The sequence below is a fragment of the Flavobacterium sp. JLP genome (assembly GCF_015350755.1).
Classification (GTDB): Bacteria; Bacteroidota; Bacteroidia; order Flavobacteriales; family Flavobacteriaceae; genus Flavobacterium.
Genome location: NZ_JADKPS010000001.1, coordinates 1070287 through 1088523, shown reverse-complemented (window position 1 = coordinate 1088523; position 18237 = coordinate 1070287). Strand labels below are relative to the sequence as shown.

Sequence of the window (18237 nt, the reverse complement as noted above, 5' to 3'; positions counted from 1 at the left end):
TTATATTTATTACGTTTTTAGGTAATAATTGTTTGTATTACGATATTTGGTAATATTTCAATTTATGAAAATTATAGCTTTTATTTCTTTAAAAAAGAAACTAACTTAGCCTTCACTAAAGAATAAGCTTTGAATAAAGAAATCAAAATTATCGAATGTCCGCGCGATGCCATGCAAGGTATCAAAAATTTTATTCCGACTAAAAATAAGGTTTCGTACATACAAGCTTTGCTACGAGTAGGTTTTGATACTATTGATTTTGGAAGTTTTGTGTCTCCAAAAGCGATTCCGCAAATGCAGGACACTGCCGAAGTTTTGGCACAGCTTGATCTTTCGCAGACTACAAGCAAATTGCTGGCTATAATTGCCAATACGCAAGGCGCTGCGCAGGCTTCAGAACATGAGCCAATTCAATATTTAGGTTTTCCTTTTTCGATATCTGAGAACTTTCAGATGCGAAATACACATAAAACAATTGCTGAATCTTTAGTAACACTTCAGGAAATTCTTGAAATCGCCGATAAAAAAAACAAAGAAGTAGTTACCTATCTTTCAATGGGTTTCGGTAATCCGTATGGAGATCCGTGGAATGTTGAAATTGTGGGCGAATGGACAGAAAGACTTTCTAAAATGGGCGTAAAAATATTGTCGCTTTCAGATACTGTTGGAAGTTCTACACCGGAAGTTATTACGTATTTATTTTCAAATTTAATTCCGAAATATCCTCAGATTGAATTTGGCGCACATTTGCATACAACACCAAACAGTTGGTTCGAAAAAATAGATGCAGCACATAAAGCAGGATGTACGCGATTTGATGGTGCTGTTCAAGGGTTTGGCGGATGCCCAATGGCGACTGATAAATTGACGGGAAATATGCCTACGGAGAAACTTATCTCTTATTTTACGGCCAATAAAAAAACAACGGGCTTAAATTCGTTAAGTTTTGAAAGCGCTTACAACGAAGCATCAAAATTGTTCGGGAAGTTTCATTAAAAAGCAGTATATTTATTATCTTATGTAATAATCTTCAATAAAAAACGGTACCACTGACGTTTAATTTATTAATTATGAGCGCAAACTTCTTAAATAGAATTAAAATTTTAGTATTTGCATGCTTGTTTTTTTCATGCTCGAGTGATTTAGATTTTGATCAGGTTAACGATCTAAAATTAGAACCCGTTTTTGTAGCGAATCTGGCTTATTTTAATGTTCCTGCCAATCAGTTTTACGATAATGGAGCTGAACAGCAAATTGCATTTGATGTACAAGACTTTGATGCCTTTAAAAAGAAATTCTTCAGAGATAACTTGGTTAAGGCAGAAATGGATTTTGAAATAGAAAATACTATTTCTAGAGCTTTTACCCTTAATTTATTGCTTTTAAATGATAATGATGAAATTCTTCAAACCTTAACTTTTGAAGTTCCGGCTTATTCAGGAAGTTCTAATGTTATAAAATATCCTACAGAGGTTTTTGAAAACCAAAGATTAGCACTTTTAAAACAAACTACAAAAGTTGGTTTTTTTGTTAGAATGGCATCTGGACCTCCAATAAACGCGAATAGTTCAGGTAATTTAAAATTACGATCAAGTGCAACCGTTTATATGGAGATTGAATGAAAAAAGTCAGCCTGGTTTTAATGCTGTTTTTACAGCTTATCTGTTTTTCGCAAAACAAACAATTACTGTATAATTTTACAGCAATTCCGCAATCGTCATTGGTAAATCCCGGTGCCGATGTTTCGTACAAGTTTTATTTTGGAGTGCCAATTTTATCTGGAATTTCAGCAAATTTAGGATCAAGCAGTTTTTCAGCATATGATTTATTTGCAGATAATGGAGTTGATTTTAATGATAAAGTCAGAAACATTATAAACAAATCGTCCAGCAAAGATAAGGCTCAGGTAAATGAACAGCTCGAATTATTTTCAGGTGGTTTTAGAGTTGGAGGAAAGGAAAGTCAATCGTATATTTCATTTGGAGCCTATCAGGAATTTGATTTTCTAACGTACGTTCCAAAAGATCCTGCCATTTTTGCCTTAGACGGAAATAGAGATTATATTGGTAAATCATTCAATTTAGCGGATATAAATGTAAGGGCAGAAGTACTATCAGTATTACACGTCGGATTTCATAAAAAGTTAAATGAAAAACTCGTTTTAGGCGGTCGTGCTAAACTTTATTCCAGTGGGGCAAATGCTACTTCTACTCGAAATTCGGGTTTTGTTTATACTGCTCAAAATGCTGGAACTCCTAATATTTATACACAAGTAATTTCATCAAATCTAGAAATTAAAACTTCTGGAATTGCCAAGTTTACAAAAGATGAATATGAAGGAGATATTGCTAGTGATATCGCACACAACACCTTTTTTAACGGAAGTTTAGGTTTGGGAATAGATGCTGGAATTACATACTATTTTAAAGAAAATCTTCAATTTACGGCCAGTATTATTGATCTCGGATTTATAAATCAGTCTAAAGATATTGAAACTATAACATACAAAGGCGAATATAGATACGAAGGTGTAAACCCTAGTTTTGACTTTACAAATGAGCCGGAAAATGTAATTGATGATTTCGAAAAAGCAATTCCGCGTGATACGCTTTATAATAAATACACTACTTGGCGTCCAACAAAATTATATTCCTCAATACAATATTCTTTTGGAGAAGCAAGATCAGACGACGAATGCAATTGCAAAGGATCAATCAAAAGAAAGTATATAAATAAAGTCGGCGGACAATTGTTTGCAATGACAATGCCAAATGAGCCTTTTGTGGCTTTAACAGCTTTTTATCAGCGCAGTCTTTTAGAAAAACTTGATGTCAAAGCGACTTATACATTCGATTCTTATTCAAAAACTAATATCGGATTGGGGCTTTCAGGAACAATCGGGAAATTTAATATTTATGCATTAGTTGATAATGTTTTCGAATATAAAGATGTCTCGAAGGCCAATAGTCTAGCATTTCAATTCGGACTCAATTTTATTTTTCAAGACAGTAAAGATTAAATTTTTAAAATTCCAATTAAAAAAGTGAAATATACTTTTGTAATACCTTTCTTATAATGAGAAATTTAAGAAAAAGTTAGTATTCAAGTTTGCAATTTATTCACTATATTTGCACGCAATTCAACTAGAAATTGCAACATGATAGCACACAACTCCAAGATTATCGGCGAAGGTCTAACTTACGACGATGTATTATTAGTACCTAACTACTCGAATGTGCTTCCTCGCGAAGTGAGTATCAAATCAAAATTTTCACGAAATATAACACTAAATGTTCCTATAGTATCAGCTGCTATGGATACTGTTACTGAAAGTGCAATGGCAATTGCTATGGCGCAAGAAGGCGGAATTGGTGTTTTACATAAAAACATGACCATTGAACAGCAAGCGGCGAAGGTTAGAAAAGTTAAGCGCGCTGAATCAGGAATGATTATCGATCCCGTAACTTTACCGATGAATTCAACTATTGCAGATGCAAAAAATGCCATGAAAGAATTCGGAATTGGCGGAATTCCAATTGTTGACGAAAACAAAATCTTAAAAGGAATCGTTACAAACCGTGACTTGCGTTTCGAAAAAAATGGGGCAAGACCAATTGCTGAGGTAATGACAAGTACAAACTTAGTTACTGTTGCCGAAGGAACGTCATTAGAACAAGCTGAGGTAGTTTTACAAGGTCATAAGATCGAAAAACTGCCAGTTGTAAATGCTAAAAACGAATTGGTTGGTTTAATTACTTTCAGAGATATTACAAAACTGACTCAAAAACCAATCGCGAATAAAGATACTTTTGGTCGTTTAAGAGTTGCAGCAGCAATTGGAGTAACTGGTGATGCTGTCGAAAGAGCGGCTGCTTTAGTTGCTGCAGGTGTAGATGCAATCATTATCGATACAGCACACGGACACACAGAAGGTGTGGTTAATACATTAAAAGAAGTAAAATCAAGATTCCCTCAAATAGATGTTATTGTTGGAAACATTGCAACACCAGAAGCTGCTAAATACTTAGTAGAAAATGGTGCTGATGGTGTAAAAGTTGGAATCGGACCTGGTTCTATCTGTACAACTCGTATCGTTGCAGGGGTTGGTTTTCCTCAATTCTCAGCTGTTCTTGAAGTAGCTGCAGCTATTAAAGGAACTGGTGTTCCGGTTATTGCTGATGGTGGAATTCGTTATACAGGTGATATTCCTAAAGCAATCGCTGCAGGTGCTGACTGTGTAATGTTGGGTTCATTATTAGCTGGAACAAAAGAATCTCCTGGTGAAACTATTATCTTCGAAGGAAGAAAATTCAAATCTTACCGCGGAATGGGTTCTGTTGAAGCTATGCAAACAGGTTCAAAAGATCGTTATTTTCAAGATGTTGAAGATGATGTTAAAAAATTAGTTCCAGAAGGAATTGTGGGCCGTGTTCCTTACAAAGGCGAATTGAACGAAAGTATGCTTCAATTTATTGGAGGTCTTCGTGCCGGAATGGGATACTGTGGTTCAAAAGATATTCCAACTTTACAAGAAACGGGACGTTTTGTTAGAATTACGTCAAGCGGTATTACTGAAAGCCATCCACATAACGTAACGATTACAAAAGAAGCTCCAAATTATTCTAGATAATTTTTAGTTTTTCTGCATAAAAAAAGGCGTAAGAATCTAAATTCTTACGCCTTTTTATTTAAAATATATTTTCTAAAGAGCAGCAGTTTGTTTTTCTGTATCTCTTACTTTTTGATTTTCTAATATCTTCTGAACAAAGGGCTGTACTTGAGTTTCTAATTCACTTTCAGAGATATTTAATGCTTTAGGATCATTAACTAATTCAAACCAAGGTTTTGGTCCGTCAAAATTGTAGCTTCCAAAAACGATAACTGGAGTTCCTTTTACTTTTACATTTTCTGCATCTTTTAAGATCCATTCGTCTGCCCATTTGTAAAGGTATTTAGCATCTTTTTCTAATAAACGCAAGCAAGAATGAGAAGCAGGATAACCTGGCAATTCGTATTGGTGAAAACCAACACCTAGTTTATTTTCGATATTGAAATTCCATTTTAAGTCCCATTCGTCATTAAACGTACTGGTTGTTTTTTCTGCTTTCCAATTGGTAAAAAATAATCCAGTTGGCGTTTGATCTTTTTTTCTTCCCATATTAGTTGGGCCTGTATAAACTAATTCACCGTTTTCATATGCAGCAAAAGTTTGAGTAGGATATGAAAATATTAAAACTTTCGATACATCTTCTAAAGCAGAAACGTGCAAAGGAAATGGTAAATAATAAACTAAATCACCACTTAGATCAGATGGAATTACAACTGAATCCATTTTGGCAAAATTCGCCTTGTCAGTTCTATTTACAGCGTACGCTATATCTAGTTTAGTTGAATCACTTTTTATAGAGTCAAGCCATTGTTTTGTTTTTACAAAATGAAAACTAATAGATGATTCTGGCTTTTTATATTCAATTGTTTTCTTAGGGGTTGCTTTTTCGGTTCTGGCAACAGTTTCGTTTCTTTTGCAAGAACCTAACACAACTAAAACTACTAAAAGGAGGATATTTGATATGTAATATAACTTTTTCATAAACTGGTTTTTTATTGATGTAAAGTTATTTTAATACCCCTTCAAAAGAATTACAGAATTTCTGGAATTGTTTGTTTGATTTTCATTTACTAATAGAATTCATCTTAAACAAAATTCCAACCACAAGGTAAAATTATCAAAAGTAATTTTCCATTTTCTGTATTCAATTTTTGCTGAATCAGAAATCCAATAATAGCCTACTTTAAAAACGCCGTTATTTTCTTTTGCGAATTCTCCCCAAAAATTAATTTTGTCTTAGAATTTTCAATCATAACCGTATATTTTGAACTGACTAAATCAGTCCTTTTATTTTAGCATGCTGCAACAGCAAAATAGTTTTCGCATCAGAAATCTCGCCAGATTCAATCATCGCATAAGCTTCATCAAAAGTATATTCTAAAACCTGGATATTTTCTTGTTCAGAGGCTAATCCACCGCCTTCACTCACTTTCATACTTTCATCATATTCGCCTGTAAACAGATACAAAATTTCTGTTACAGCTCCGGGAGACATATACGTTTCAAATGCTTTTTCAACTTTTTGAATGCGGTAGCCCGTTTCTTCTTCGGTTTCACGAATAATAGCTTGTTCCGGATTATCTTGGTCTAAAAGTCCAGCGCATACTTCGATCATCATACCGCTTTTATTTCCGTTAAGGAAAGTTGGCAAACGAAACTGACGCGTTAAAATAACCGTTTTTTTAGTTTTATTGTATAATAGAATTCCAGCTCCATTGCCGCGATCGTAAACTTCACGAACGTGTGTTTGAATTTTTTCATTTTCTTTTTGGTAATTGAAAGTGACTTTGTTTAGGATGTACCAATTGTCTGATAGTAAAGAAGTTTCGGTGATTTTAATTTCCGGATTTTTCATGGCGTAAATATTTATATAAAAAAACGCCCTGATTATCAGAGCGTTTAGAGATTGTTATTTTGTTATTGTCTGCTTTCTGTCTGGTCCAACAGATACGATCTTAATTGGCACGCCAACTTCAGCTTCAATAAATTCAATATATTCTTTTAGCTCAACTGGCAATTGATCGTAAGTTGTCAATCCAGTTAAATCAGCTTTCCATCCTTTAAATTCTTTATAAATAGGAGTTACATTTTCTGGCTCGATATTATATGGAAAGTGAGAAATGTTTTGTCCTTTATAGTTATATTCTATACAAACTTTTAAAGTTTCGAATCCTGAAAGAACATCGCCTTTCATCATCATCAATTGTGTTACTCCATTTACTTGAACAGCATATTTTAAAGCTACAATGTCTAACCATCCGCAACGTCTTTGTCTTCCTGTAACAGATCCAAATTCGTTACCCACTCTTGCCATTGTAGCACCAACTTCGTCAAAAAGTTCAGTTGGGAAAGGACCACTACCAACACGAGTAACATAAGCTTTGAAAATTCCGTATACTTCTTTAATTTTGTTAGGAGCAATTCCTAGACCAGTACAAGCTCCGGCAGCAGTAGTATTTGATGAAGTTACGAAAGGATAAGTTCCGAAATCAACATCTAATAAAGAACCTTGAGCTCCTTCGCATAGAATAGATTTACCCGCTTTTTGAGCTTGGTACATGTATTCTTCACTGTCAATAAAATCTAATTTTTTTAATTCTTCGATAGCTTCAAAAAACTCTTTTTCAAGTTCCGCTAAGTTGTATTGAATTGCAACGTCATAAAAGGCAATCATCGCTTCGTGTTTGTCTGCTAAAGCTCTATAACGTTCTTTAAAATCTTCTAATTCGATATCTCCAACACGCAATCCGTTTCTGCCGGTTTTGTCCATATAAGTTGGACCAATTCCTTTAAGAGTAGAACCAATTTTCGCTTTTCCTTTAGATGCTTCAGATGCTGCGTCTAATAAACGGTGTGTTGGTAAAATTAAATGTGCTTTTCTTGAAATAATCAACTTGTTTTTGATGTCAAGGTTAAATTTTGCTAAACCTTCAATTTCTTTTTGAAAAACTACCGGATCTATTACAACACCATTCCCGATGATGTTTATTGAATCTTTATGAAAAATTCCAGAAGGAATGGTTCTAAGTACATGTTTTATTCCGTCAAATTCTAATGTATGCCCTGCATTTGGTCCTCCTTGAAAACGTGCAATAATATCATAATTTGAGGTAAGAACGTCAACAATTTTTCCTTTACCTTCATCTCCCCATTGTAATCCTAGTAATAAATCTACGGTCATTCTGTTTTAATTTGCGTTGAGGCAATTTGAGTTGCCCTACTGATTAATGTAGTTAATTTTCTTTTTTTTATTTTTTGAATAATGCCTTTCTGGATTATTGTTTTTGTTTTTTGTTTCCGTAGAAATAAAGTGAATGATTCGTAATTTCGATATCAAATATTTCTTCGATTGTTTTTTTGATGGTTTGAATTCTTGGGTCGCAAAATTCAATTACTTCACCAGAATCAGTCATAATAATATGATCGTGCTGTTTGTCGAAATATGATTTTTCGTAGTAAGCTTGATTTTGCCCAAATTGATGTTTTCTAACCAATGCGCAGTCTAACAATAACTCGATCGTGTTGTATAAAGTTGCTCTACTCACACGATAGTTTTTGTTTTTCATTTTGATATAAAGGTTTTCTATGTCAAAATGCTCTTCGCTATCGTAAATTTCCTGAAGTATAGCATAACGCTCAGGAGTTTTGCGATGCCCTTTTTGTTCAAGATACATTGTAAAAACATTTTTTACAATTTCTTGATTTCTAGTGTTGTCAGTTGAAATGAGTGTCATATCCGGCAAAGATAATTTTTTATTTTTAATGAATAAAAGTTTCGGGTTTAAACTTTAACGTTCAAATTTTGATTTAATTAATACTAACGCACCAAATACAAGGTTTTAGAACAATTAATTCGAATAATTTTAGAAGAACTTAATTAACATAATTATTTTTATTTATGATAAAACTAACAAATTTTTATTCGGTTTTTGTCATGTACATATACCAGTTCCATTCCCACGTTTTCCCTTGATCATCAGACATTGCCTGGCTCCAAACCGGATTTTTTTCATCTCTGGCATCCCAACGAAATACTTGAATTACGTTTTTGCCTTCGTAAATATCTTTAGAAAAAAAATGCCCAACTTTGTTTTCAAATGAACCTACTACGGGTTTGTCTAAAATTCCTGCGTTTGAATCAGCCCAATAAATGCTCCACAATTTTGTTTTAGGATTAAAAAGGCGAACCGTCATGCCTTCGAAAGGTTCTCCATCAAAAGTGGCAAGAAAATTATCGATGTTTCCAATTCCGTTTAGAATCTTATACATTTCCTGAGTTGACGGAAATTCAATCCATTCATTCGAATTTGTAAATCTTTGTTTTAATTTTTTATTCCGAATAACAGATTTTCCTTGAAAAAAATCAAAATCATCTTTTGATGAAGATTCCGAAGCCACAATTAAAAGTGCTCCGTTTTCATCAAAATTGATTTTAGGAATTTCTATAGAATCTGTTTTCATAAAAAAAATATATCAATAGTTTACATAAAATAGTCACGATATAGTATTCCTTTTGACTTTAAGACTTTAAACTTTTGACTTATTACGTCCTGTATTCTCGGGTTACTTTATCAACGCCGTCAATTTTTTTGATCGCATTGATCATTTTTTTCAAAATGGTATTATTTTTTACAATTACGGCAATCTGACCATGAAAAATTCCAGCATCGGTACTTAAAGAAATACTCTGGATATTAACGCTCATATTGTTCGAAATTACTTTCGTTAATTGATTTGTAAGACCTAGAACATCCATTCCTGTAATATTGATAATGGCTTTAAATTCTTCTTGAGAAGAATCAATCCATTTGGCACTCATAATACGGTACGCGTAATTGGACTGCATTCCGATTGCATTTGGACAATCTTTTTTATGGACTTTTATTCCTTCATTAATCGTTACAAAACCAAAAACGTCGTCTCCCGGAATTGGGTTACAGCATTGCGAAAGTTTGTAATCGAGTTTGTCATGTTCGGTTCCAAAAACCAACATATCATAATTACTGCTGATGACCGGTTTGTGAATATCTTCTGCAGCAGTAGTTGTATCTTTATTTCTTTTGATTTTATTTTTGAAGAAATTGATAAACGAATTGCTTTTTTGAGCAGCATAATCTTTCAATTGCTGATTTTCAATTGCTCCAATTCCAACTCTGTAAAATAAATCTAAGCTGGTTTTTAGTTTGAAGAAGTTCACTAATTCGTTTATAACTTGTTCACTTATAGTTACTTTTAAGTGTTTTAGTTTTCTGGTAAGAAGTTCTTTTCCTTCTTCGGCAATTTTTTTAGTGTTCTCATTAAGAACGTTTTTGATTTTATTTTTTGCTCTCGAAGTCGTAACATATTCCAGCCAGTTTACAGTTGGTTTTTGGTTGGCAGAAGTTATAACTTCAACTTGATCGCCACTTTTTAATTCATGATTTAACGGAACTAAGCGCCCGTTTACACGAGTTCCTCTGGTTTTAATTCCAATTTCTGAATGTATGCTAAAAGCAAAATCCAGCGATGTTGCTCCTTTTGGCAAGGATTTGATTTCTCCTTTCGGTGTAAAAACAAAGATTTCTTTTGAATATAAATTCATTTTAAAATCTTCCACAAAATCTACCGCATTAGTTTCTTGATTTTCTAAAGCTTCACGAAGTAAATTTAGCCAAACATCCAAACCGCTTTCTTCTGTTGCTCCATTTTTATATTTGTAATGTGCGGCATAACCTTTTTCAGCAATTTCATCCATACGTTCGCTTCGAACCTGTACCTCGACCCAACGGCCTTTTGGTCCCATAACGGTAATGTGCAAAGCTTCATAACCAGTTGATTTTGGTGATGAAATCCAGTCACGCAAACGACTCGGACTCGGCCTGTAGTGATCTGTTACAATCGAATATATTTTCCAAGCGACAAATTTTTCGTCATGCGGATCTGATTTATAGACAATTCTTAAAGCGAATTTATCATATACTTCATCAAAACTCACATTTTGAGCGCGCATTTTTCGTCGAATCGAATAAATAGATTTCGGACGTCCTTTTATGATATAATCGATGCCTTCATTGTCTAAAGATTTTTTCAAAACATCTGAAATATCTTTGATATAAGCATCTTGTTCTTCTTTTGTTTCTCGAATTTTGCTTACAATATCATTATAAACGTTCGGTTCAGTATATTTTAATCCTAAATCTTCCAACTTAGTTTTAATATTGTAAAGTCCTAAACGATGGGCGAGAGGCGCGTAGATATAAAGTGTTTCAGAGGCGATTTTTGTCTGTTTGTATTCGACCATTGAGTCCATTGTCTGCATGTTGTGCAGACGATCGGCTAATTTTATTAGAATTACACGAACGTCATCGTTCAATGTAAGGATCATTTTTCTAAAATTCTCTGCCTGCATGGATGCATTCAGATCTTTTTGAACCATCGAAATTTTAGTCAAACCTTCAACCAATTGTGCCACTTTTGGGTTGAATAAACGCTCAATATCTTCAACCGTTATTGGAGTATCTTCGACAACATCATGCAATAAAGCCGCAGCAATAGAGGTCGCTCCCAAACCAATTTCTGAGGCAACAATTTTCGCAACTGCAATAGGATGAAAGATATAGGCTTCTCCAGATTTACGTCTTTGTTCTTTATGAGCATCGACAGCAACATCAAAAGCTTTCCGGATTAATTTTTTATCAGCAGGGCTTAAAGTCTGATAACTTATTCGAAGTAATTCTTTGTATTCGTGCGCAATTGCTTTGTTTTCTTTTTCAATATCTATTTCTATCATAACGGCATAGTTCAAGTACTAAAAATAAGAATAAGTTTGAATATACGCAAGGTTTAAGATTGTTGATTTTAGTCCAGATCACGAAACTTCAGGACGGGATAAATTTCAGATTTTTTGAGATCTAAAAAGACTTCGACTTCGCTCCGTCTGCTTAAATAAATGTTTATTTAAAAATAAATTTAAAGATTTAAAATTCCAACAAAAAAGAGCGAAGCGATTTTTTAAAAATCTAAAAATCTAAAAATCTAGAATCAAAACCCTCTCTGTCTTTTTGCTTCAAAAATTAAAATAGCTGCAGCAACAGAAACGTTCATACTGTCTATTTCTCCTTGCATCGGAATAATGATATTTTGTGTGGCAGCATCACGCCATTCCTGTGTAAGTCCGGTTGCTTCTGTACCCACAACTAAAGCTGTTGGAGTGGTAAAATCTTGTGTATGATATGAAGTTGAATTTTGCAAGGTCGCACAATAAAAATTGATTTTTTTTTCTTTTAAAAAAGCAATAATTTGTGCTGTCGTTCCAGTTGCAATTTGATTGGTAAACAAACAGCCCACGCTCGAACGCACAATGTTTGGATTGTATAAATCACTTTTAGGATTTGCGATTAAAACAGCATCGAGATTTGCAGCATCAGCAGTACGTAAAAGCGCGCCAATATTTCCTGGTTTTTCTGGAGCTTCTGCCACTAAAATCAGCGGATTTTCAGATAAATTTAAATCTGATAATTGCATCGATTTGGTTTTGGCTATGGCCAAAATTCCCTCAGTAGTATCGCGATATGCTAATTTTTGATAAACTTCTTTATTGATTTCAATTAATTGGACAGGTGTTTTAACCAGTTTGTTAATTTCATTTTCAGTAACTAATTCTGCTAAAAATAAAACGGTTTCTATTTCATAACCGCCTTTTATAGCTAATGATATTTCACGTAAACCTTCAATCAAAAATGTTCCAGTCTGCTTGCGGGCTTTTGCCTTTTCCTGAAGTAAAACAAGCGATTTTATAAACGGATTTTGTATTGAAGTTATTTGTTTCATTTTTTTTAAAGGTACTTAGGTTCTGAGGCGCTAAGGTACTGAGATTTTTTTTAAAATAGAGGCAAAGCCTGAGAGTGGCAAAGGTTCAGAGGTTTTTAAAAAAAAACAACCACGAATTTCACGAATTCACACTAATTTTACTGCATAAAAGCAATTAACTATTTGTGAAAATTTATGAAATTCGTGGGGGCTAAATTATTCTTCAGTCGAATTGTTTTCTTCTAAAAGAGCAGTTTCTTCTTCAACAGGCCTTGTTACAACTTGATCTTTTTTTCCAAAAAGGAATTTCTTGACAGCTGCAAATCCTGCAATAAGTGAAACGACAATGATTTTTCCAAATTTTGCCAGAATAGCAAAGAAACCAACTTTAGCCAAAACTTTTCCGGCCACTAATCCTCCAATAGTCCAAGCGGCAACAGTGTCTGTATCCGCATCGAAATCTAAATATTTGTTTCCGTCGTTGAATTCTACACTTTTTACAATTCCAGGAATACTGGCTTTTACTTCTGCAAGTTCGCCCATGTTGGCAACGGCAGAAATATTGTACATTCCTTTTCTACCTAAAACTCTTAAATCATAATTTAAAGTATTCACTTCATCTTTGCCGAATTTTAATTCTTTTGCCCAATGCAGTACTTTTAAGTTGCTGTCATAATAAGGTTTTGATGCCCATCCAACTAATTGAACTTCAGGATAACCTCCTTTTTTTCTTTCCTCATTTGTTACCTGAGTATCTTCTTTCATCGTTTTCAGCAAATCATCATAATCAATATCGTCAGCATCGTCATCTTTTACATAGCCATCTCCTTGATATGTAATAATAAACATCCAGCTGTTGCTATGAGTTACGCCTTTTCCATCGGGAACAAGTGCTCCTAAAACGCTTTTATCTTCTGGGTTTCCCCATAAATTGGTTAAAATACTTTGAGTTTGTTCTGCATTTAGAAATTTAAATCCTTTCGGAATATTTAGCGTTCCGTCTCCTTCGGTTAAATTAATTTTTCCGGATTCGTACTTCATCGATTTTTCGATATTATCATAATATGCAGCAGTAGTGTCACTTTTTTGAGCTATTATTTTCGGAATAAAAACAGCAGATAAAAATAACGTAAGTAGAATTTTCTTCATTAAAATAGATTGGTTTTAAATGGTTAATTATTTAAGGTTGTTGGTTTATTTTTGAAAGATTTCTGAAATTTCTGGAGCCACAGGATGTGGTGCTGTAAAAGTGTATCCCATAATTTTAGAAATAGTTTGAGCAAATTGTTTTTGATACAATTGAGATTCTGTTTTGATTTCGCCTTTTGGAGCAATTTCTGGTCCGATTGCAGCAAACCAAATTTCTGATGCGCCTACAACATTAGCGCCATGATCTGTCCATTGTGTTTTGGTTTTGTCGCCACGTCCGTGATCTACGGTAATCAGCAATGTAGTTTTATTTTTGTATTGAGGATCATTTTGCACAAAATTCCAAATTTCTTTAATCCACTTATCAACCTGATTTGCTGCATCAAGATACGATATGTAGTGTCCAGCGTGAGCCCATTCGTCCGTTTCGCCGTATGAGATATAAAGTACTTTTGGTTTATTGGTTTTTAGTTCATTTAATGCTTCATAATGAGTAAAAACATCAAGGCATTCATCTTCATGAAAAGGCTTAAACGAATTGTCACGCATTTCATTCAGTAACTTTTGAGTTTGAGTTGGTTTATTTCCTCCAACATTATCAAAGGCAGAGATTACCGGAAATCCGCTTCTTTTTTCGTTTAAAATTCGGTCAAAAGCATCCCAGGCACCAAAAGCGGCAACTTTTCCTTTTAGTTTTGATTGTTGATTTAAAAACTCTAAAACATTTATATTTGGATTTGGTTTATAACCATTTGAGTTAATTTCGACATCGACATTTCCGGTCATAATTTCGCTGTATCCAGGATAACTAAACCAGTACGGATTTGAAACATCTACTTTGTTCCCTAAATCTCGGTTTCCATAAATTTGCCCTTTTGAAGCAATTTCTGACCACAAAAAAGGCATAAGTTTTTTACGATTTTCTTTGAAGTCAGCACTTGAATATTTTTTATAAATGTAAGTACTGTCGCCCTGATTGAATTTTTTGTCATTGGCAATCGCGGGAGCCATTCCTTTAAAAACTTCTTGCCATCTAAAACCATCTGTTGTGATGATGATTATGTTTTCAGTTTTTTGTGCGTGTGAAACAAAACGGATTAAAATGAATAGAATTAAGAATGTTTTTTTCATGGCCTTTTATGTTAGAAAGTTTACAAGACAAAGGTTTAAAGTTTTTTTATCAATTCTAATTTACAAAGGGCATTTGATGTTTTAATAATGTTTTCTTTAAGAAGACTTTAAATTCCAAAAAAGTAATTGAAATAACTTTTTTCAGGCTCTACACTTTTTCCTTTGCCAACTTCAATGTAATCACCTTTTGAGTCTTTTCGCAGAATTATTATTTCACTTCCATTTTTCCTAATTACATCACCCACAAATAATTCCGGACCTTCATAATCACTCTGATAAAAAAAATCGTTTCTGTCATAGTAGATTTTTGTTCCACGACTTTTTGCGATTTCAAGAATTTCTCCATTCAAAGTCTTCTCATGAAATTCTTTACTCTTTTTATAATATTCATTTTTTGAATTGTAAATAAGAAATAATAAAATGGATATTATTATAAGAATAGGAATTGTAACGTTTCGCATACTTTTTTGTTTTTTAATCGAAAAACATTTGAATCCTTTACAAAATACCTCTCGCCTTAATTTCTAAATATTTATTAATAGCATCTAAAGTCAAATTCTCAGGCTGCGTTAAAACCGAATGAATTCCATATTTCTTCAATTCGTTGGCGATCAGTCTTTTTTCGAACATGAATTTTTCGGCAATTACTTTATCGTAAACTTCCTGAATAGTATCTGTTTTTTTATTGATGATATCATTCAATTCTGTATTCTGAAAAAAGACAACAACCAATAAATGGCTCTTTGCAATTCCTTTTAAATAGGGTAATTGACGATTTATACCATCCATCGTTTCAAAATTGGTATACAAAATAATCAAACTTCTTTGATTGATATTTTTCTTGATATCAACATAAAGGCGGCTGTAATCGCTTTCGAAAAAATCAGTTTTAATGTTGTATAAAGTTTCAAGGATTTTTTGCATTTGTGAACCTCTTTTTTCAGCAAAAACTCTGTTTTCGACCTTTTTAGAGAAAGCAAAAATTCCAGCTTTATCTTGTTTTTTCAAAATAACATTTGATAAAACCAAAGTCGAATTAATTGCATAATCCAGCAAACTCAATCCGTCAAAAGGCATTTGCATAACGCGTCCTTTGTCAATTGCCATATAAACCGACTGCGATTTTTCATCCTGAAATTGATTCACCATCAGCGAATTTTTCTTCGCGGTCGCTTTCCAATTTAAAGTTCTAAGATCATCGCCCTGAACATATTCTTTAATTTGTTCAAATTCCATTGTATGTCCAATTCGGCGAATTTTTTTGATTCCATATTGATGCAAATTATTCGAAAAAGCCAATAAATCATATTTTCTCAATTGAATGTAAGAAGGATAAGTTGGAACCATTTGATCATGATCGAAAACAAACCGTCTCGAAATCAGCCTCAAAGGAGATGAAACATAAATATTCAAATAACCAAAATGATATTCACCGCGTTCTGTCGGACGTAATTCATATTTAAGATCATCTTGAAAAGATGCTTTGATCGTTTTTACGATTTTAAAATCGCGAACCTGAAACTGCACCGGAATTTCATCAATAATCTTAACCAAAATAGGGAAAGTATACTGATTTTTTAAGCTGATGCTAATCGGATTTAAATCTCCATTTGAAAGTTTTTCAGGTACAGTTCTCGTAGCTTCAATTCCGTTTCTTGACAAGTATAAAAGCAAAATATCAAGTCCTAAAAAAGTAACTAAGACCAAAACACCAAACCAAACGGCATTATATAAATTCGGAAAAATATATGCGCACACAAACAGGCCTATAATGCTCAAAAGCACATAGAAGAAGAAGTTATTGAGATATAGACTTTTTATGAATTTCAATTTAAAATATATTTTAAGTTTTAATGCTTATACTTTAGTCAGGCTGTTATAATCCAAACCCTCTAAATAATCAATTTTCCAGATTCCATTTTCCTTAACGGCTTTTACTTTATATTTTGGAGTTTCTTTCCATTCCGTCCATGTCCAATAGAAACTAGCTTTATTAGTTTCAATTTTTAAATTGTTTATTTTTAGTGTTTTCCAATATCCTTCCGGATTATCCTGACAATCACACCAATAATTTGTGTCATTGCCATATGGAGGCAAGTCGCCAACAAAATATTCGATCTTATTAGTTTTGAGATTGTCGCCAATTTTCAATCCAATTTTATTGTAATTATCAAGAAATTGTTTGGAGAAAAAGTTACTTTTTTTAAGCTCCTCTAATTTTTTGTTATGCGCTTTTAAATTTAGTCCAACATATTTGTCGCCCTTTTTATTTTCCACAACGTCAAAGTCAGTTTTCGTGCTTTTAGTCTCAATCCATTCATACGCTTTTCTTATCAATATTTCGAGCTGTTGTTTGTCGCTTGCGAAATAAACTGACGCATTTGTTTTTTCAATTGGTTTAAAACCAACCAAAACAATTCCGATAAAGAAGAAAAAGAATAATTTAAATACTCTCATTTTTAAAAGGTTGTGTGGTATTAATAATTAAAAATTTACAATTAATAATTATCTCGGAATTTCTACTGTTTCAAGAATTTGTTTGATAATTTCAATGCTCGAAATTCCTTCCATTTCGCGTTCTGGAGCCACAATAACACGGTGCTGTAAAACCGGAATTGCAGCTTCCTTAATATCTTCTGGAGTTACAAAATCGCGTCCTCTTATGGCAGCAAAACCTTTAGCGGCATTCAAAATCGCGATAGAGGCACGAGGCGAAGCTCCTAAATATAAAAAAGCATTTTCTCTAGTATTGATCACAATTCTAGCGATGTATTCCAATAGATTTTGTTCTACTCTAATTTGTTTTATTAAAGCTTGATAACCTTTTATTTCTTCAGCAGAAAGAACGGTTTTAATGGATTCTAATTTGCCATGATCCTGCAATAAATGTTCTCTTTGAATGATCAGAATTTCTTCGTTTAATTTTGGATAATCAATTGTGATTTTGAATAAAAAACGATCTAGCTGGGCTTCTGGCAAACGATACGTTCCTTCCTGTTCAATTGGGTTTTGAGTTGCAATTACTAAAAATGGCGTTTCAAGCTGATAGGCAGAACCATCAATCGTAATCTGGCGTTCTTCCATAACTTCAAAAAGTGCAGCCTGAGTTTTGGCAGGAGCACGGTTAATCTCATCAATTAAAATCAGGTTAGAGAAAATAGGGCCTTTTTTAAACTCAAATTCTGAACTTTTTAGGTTGAAAATGGAAGTTCCCAAAATATCAGAAGGCATCAAATCCGGAGTAAACTGAATTCGGCTAAAGCCAATATTTAATGTTTTAGAAAGTAATTTGGCTGTAATAGTTTTAGCAACTCCAGGAACACCTTCAAGCAAAACATGTCCGTTTGATAAAATAGCAACCAAAAGCTGGTCGATCATTTTATGCTGTCCCACAATTACCGTTTCTAATTCTTTTTTGATAATATTGATGTGATCCAGTAAAGGAGTTAAATTTATTCTAGTCTCAAAATTCACATTTTCATTTGTGATTTCGGTTTCTGGGGTATTAATATCGTCCATGTTTTGTATGTTTCTTAAGTTGAATTTTATTTTTTTTCTGC

At 33.3% G+C, this 18237-nt stretch carries 17 protein-coding genes; 4 read left to right on the top strand and 13 right to left on the bottom strand.

Annotated features, from left to right (window positions below; genetic code table 11):
* Positions 1-129 precede the first annotated feature (129 nt).
* From IRZ83_RS04865 to guaB, 4 genes are all read left to right on the top strand, one after another.
* Positions 130-996 carry a hydroxymethylglutaryl-CoA lyase gene (locus IRZ83_RS04865; RefSeq protein ID WP_194567171.1) on the top strand — a complete coding sequence of 289 codons (867 nt, stop codon included), beginning with the start codon at positions 130-132 and terminating at the stop codon, positions 994-996.
* Between the two features lie 74 nt (positions 997-1070).
* Positions 1071-1622, top strand: a complete 552-nt coding sequence (locus tag IRZ83_RS04860; RefSeq protein ID WP_029268713.1) for a hypothetical protein — start codon at positions 1071-1073, stop codon at positions 1620-1622.
* On the top strand, positions 1619-3019 hold the full coding sequence (locus IRZ83_RS04855; protein ID WP_194567169.1) for a DUF5723 family protein: 1401 nt from the start codon (positions 1619-1621) through the stop codon (positions 3017-3019). The genes IRZ83_RS04860 and IRZ83_RS04855 overlap by 4 nt, the downstream gene beginning before the upstream one ends.
* Before the next feature lie 138 nt (positions 3020-3157).
* Positions 3158-4630, top strand: a complete 1473-nt coding sequence (gene guaB, locus IRZ83_RS04850) for an IMP dehydrogenase (RefSeq protein ID WP_194567167.1) — start codon at positions 3158-3160, stop codon at positions 4628-4630.
* Positions 4631-4702: 72 nt separating this feature from the next.
* On the opposite strand, the gene IRZ83_RS04845 is transcribed toward guaB, so the two are convergent.
* The 13 genes from IRZ83_RS04845 to IRZ83_RS04785 all read right to left on the bottom strand — a co-directional run bounded on the left by IRZ83_RS04845 (position 4703) and on the right by IRZ83_RS04785 (position 18196).
* Positions 4703-5590 carry a L,D-transpeptidase gene (locus IRZ83_RS04845; RefSeq protein ID WP_029268720.1) on the bottom strand — a complete coding sequence of 296 codons (888 nt, stop codon included), beginning with the start codon at positions 5588-5590 and terminating at the stop codon, positions 4703-4705.
* 292 nt (positions 5591-5882) lie between these two features.
* The gene (locus tag IRZ83_RS04840) at positions 5883-6464 is read right to left on the bottom strand and encodes an NUDIX domain-containing protein (protein WP_029268722.1); all 582 of its coding nucleotides are present in this window, start codon (positions 6462-6464) and stop codon (positions 5883-5885) included.
* Positions 6465-6518: 54 nt separating this feature from the next.
* Positions 6519-7790: an adenylosuccinate synthase gene (locus tag IRZ83_RS04835; protein WP_194567166.1), complete on the bottom strand. Its 1272-nt coding sequence runs from the start codon at positions 7788-7790 to the stop codon at positions 6519-6521.
* Positions 7791-7884: 94 nt separating this feature from the next.
* The gene (locus tag IRZ83_RS04830) at positions 7885-8343 is read right to left on the bottom strand and encodes a Fur family transcriptional regulator (RefSeq protein WP_029268726.1); all 459 of its coding nucleotides are present in this window, start codon (positions 8341-8343) and stop codon (positions 7885-7887) included.
* Between the two features lie 184 nt (positions 8344-8527).
* Entirely contained in the window at positions 8528-9070 is a 543-nt protein-coding gene (locus tag IRZ83_RS04825) for a hypothetical protein (protein WP_194567165.1), read from the bottom strand.
* A gap of 82 nt (positions 9071-9152) precedes the next feature.
* The gene (locus IRZ83_RS04820; protein WP_029268730.1) at positions 9153-11378 is read right to left on the bottom strand and encodes a RelA/SpoT family protein; all 2226 of its coding nucleotides are present in this window, start codon (positions 11376-11378) and stop codon (positions 9153-9155) included.
* Between the two features lie 251 nt (positions 11379-11629).
* The gene (locus tag IRZ83_RS04815) at positions 11630-12418 is read right to left on the bottom strand and encodes a TrmH family RNA methyltransferase (protein WP_194567164.1); all 789 of its coding nucleotides are present in this window, start codon (positions 12416-12418) and stop codon (positions 11630-11632) included.
* Between the two features lie 195 nt (positions 12419-12613).
* The gene (locus IRZ83_RS04810; RefSeq protein WP_194567163.1) at positions 12614-13546 is read right to left on the bottom strand and encodes a DUF2167 domain-containing protein; all 933 of its coding nucleotides are present in this window, start codon (positions 13544-13546) and stop codon (positions 12614-12616) included.
* 45 nt (positions 13547-13591) lie between these two features.
* On the bottom strand, positions 13592-14677 hold the full coding sequence (locus IRZ83_RS04805; protein ID WP_194567162.1) for a phosphoglyceromutase: 1086 nt from the start codon (positions 14675-14677) through the stop codon (positions 13592-13594).
* 107 nt (positions 14678-14784) lie between these two features.
* Entirely contained in the window at positions 14785-15138 is a 354-nt protein-coding gene (locus IRZ83_RS04800) for a hypothetical protein (protein ID WP_194567160.1), read from the bottom strand.
* A 37-nt stretch (positions 15139-15175) separates the two neighbouring features.
* Positions 15176-16507, bottom strand: coding sequence for a DUF58 domain-containing protein (locus tag IRZ83_RS04795; RefSeq protein WP_194567158.1), 1332 nt, complete (start codon positions 16505-16507; stop codon positions 15176-15178).
* Positions 16508-16534: 27 nt separating this feature from the next.
* Positions 16535-17134, bottom strand: coding sequence for a hypothetical protein (locus tag IRZ83_RS04790; protein ID WP_194567156.1), 600 nt, complete (start codon positions 17132-17134; stop codon positions 16535-16537).
* Positions 17135-17182: 48 nt separating this feature from the next.
* Positions 17183-18196, bottom strand: coding sequence for an AAA family ATPase (locus IRZ83_RS04785; RefSeq protein ID WP_194567154.1), 1014 nt, complete (start codon positions 18194-18196; stop codon positions 17183-17185).
* Between the last annotated feature and the right edge of the window lie 41 nt (positions 18197-18237).

Excerpts from the sequence above, each read along its gene's own strand:
- IRZ83_RS04860 (WP_029268713.1), top strand. The coding sequence starts at position 1,071 with ATGAGCGCAAACTTCTTAAATAGAATTAAAATTTTAGTATTTGCATGC.
- IRZ83_RS04855 (WP_194567169.1), top strand. The coding sequence starts at position 1,619 with ATGAAAAAAGTCAGCCTGGTTTTAATGCTGTTTTTACAGCTTATCTGT.
- guaB (WP_194567167.1), top strand. The coding sequence starts at position 3,158 with ATGATAGCACACAACTCCAAGATTATCGGCGAAGGTCTAACTTACGAC.
- IRZ83_RS04845 (WP_029268720.1), bottom strand. The coding sequence starts at position 5,590 with ATGAAAAAGTTATATTACATATCAAATATCCTCCTTTTAGTAGTTTTA.
- IRZ83_RS04840 (WP_029268722.1), bottom strand. The coding sequence starts at position 6,464 with ATGAAAAATCCGGAAATTAAAATCACCGAAACTTCTTTACTATCAGAC.
- IRZ83_RS04835 (WP_194567166.1), bottom strand. The coding sequence starts at position 7,790 with ATGACCGTAGATTTATTACTAGGATTACAATGGGGAGATGAAGGTAAA.
- IRZ83_RS04830 (WP_029268726.1), bottom strand. The coding sequence starts at position 8,343 with ATGACACTCATTTCAACTGACAACACTAGAAATCAAGAAATTGTAAAA.
- IRZ83_RS04825 (WP_194567165.1), bottom strand. The coding sequence starts at position 9,070 with ATGAAAACAGATTCTATAGAAATTCCTAAAATCAATTTTGATGAAAAC.
- IRZ83_RS04820 (WP_029268730.1), bottom strand. The coding sequence starts at position 11,378 with ATGATAGAAATAGATATTGAAAAAGAAAACAAAGCAATTGCGCACGAA.
- IRZ83_RS04815 (WP_194567164.1), bottom strand. The coding sequence starts at position 12,418 with ATGAAACAAATAACTTCAATACAAAATCCGTTTATAAAATCGCTTGTT.
- IRZ83_RS04810 (WP_194567163.1), bottom strand. The coding sequence starts at position 13,546 with ATGAAGAAAATTCTACTTACGTTATTTTTATCTGCTGTTTTTATTCCG.
- IRZ83_RS04805 (WP_194567162.1), bottom strand. The coding sequence starts at position 14,677 with ATGAAAAAAACATTCTTAATTCTATTCATTTTAATCCGTTTTGTTTCA.
- IRZ83_RS04800 (WP_194567160.1), bottom strand. The coding sequence starts at position 15,138 with ATGCGAAACGTTACAATTCCTATTCTTATAATAATATCCATTTTATTA.
- IRZ83_RS04790 (WP_194567156.1), bottom strand. The coding sequence starts at position 17,134 with ATGAGAGTATTTAAATTATTCTTTTTCTTCTTTATCGGAATTGTTTTG.
- IRZ83_RS04785 (WP_194567154.1), bottom strand. The coding sequence starts at position 18,196 with ATGGACGATATTAATACCCCAGAAACCGAAATCACAAATGAAAATGTG.